Origin of the sequence: Streptomyces milbemycinicus (assembly GCF_002154605.1) — a bacterium.
Classification (GTDB): domain Bacteria; phylum Actinomycetota; class Actinomycetes; order Streptomycetales; family Streptomycetaceae; genus Streptomyces; species Streptomyces milbemycinicus.
This window is the reverse complement of the sequence record NZ_MUNE01001074.1, coordinates 200-795: the sequence shown is the minus strand read 5'-3', so window position 1 is coordinate 795 and position 596 is coordinate 200. Positions and strand designations below refer to the sequence as shown.

At 67.4% G+C, this 596-nt stretch carries 1 protein-coding gene; it reads left to right on the top strand.

What is annotated here, in order from left to right; translation table 11 throughout:
- Nucleotides 1-234 precede the first annotated feature (234 nt).
- The coding region (locus tag CCN51_RS58920) for an acyl-CoA dehydrogenase family protein (protein WP_245881883.1) at nucleotides 235-596 on the top strand (362 nt) is incomplete at its 3' end.

Genomic DNA, 596 nt, shown 5'->3' with positions numbered 1-596 from the left:
GGTCGTCGACGGGGATCCGCTCCGCGACATCGCCGTGCTCGGCAGCCCCGGGAATGTGGTCCTGGTCGCGCAGGCCGGAGTCGTGCGGAAGAACCTCCTGTGACCGACCCTTATCCGTACGGGAAATCCCCTACGCGATGCGGCCAACTCCCAATTGTGGGCGGTCGGCCACCCCTCATAGCGTGATGACAAGGCGGGCGGGACAACCGTCCGGCAACGCGAGGGGAATCGCTCATGACGCAGATACCGGATGCCGCGGCGGCGGCCGCAGGGCGGTCGTCCGCGGCGTTCGACCGGGTGCTGGCCGTGGTCGCCGAGCGGCGCGGCGAATTCGAGGAGAAGCGGCACATTCCCCGGGATGTGATCGCCGAATTCAAGAACGAGGGAATCTACCGGGCGAGTACACCGAAGAAATTCGGCGGCGACGCCCTGCCGCCCGCCGAATTCCTCCGGATGATCGAACGGATATCGGTCGTCGACGGATCGGCCGGCTGGGTGGCGAGTTTCGGCTCGTCCCTCGTCTATCTGGCCGCGCTTCCGATTCAGAGCCAGGCCGAGCTGTACGCCGACGGGCCCGATGTGGTCTTCGCCGGCGG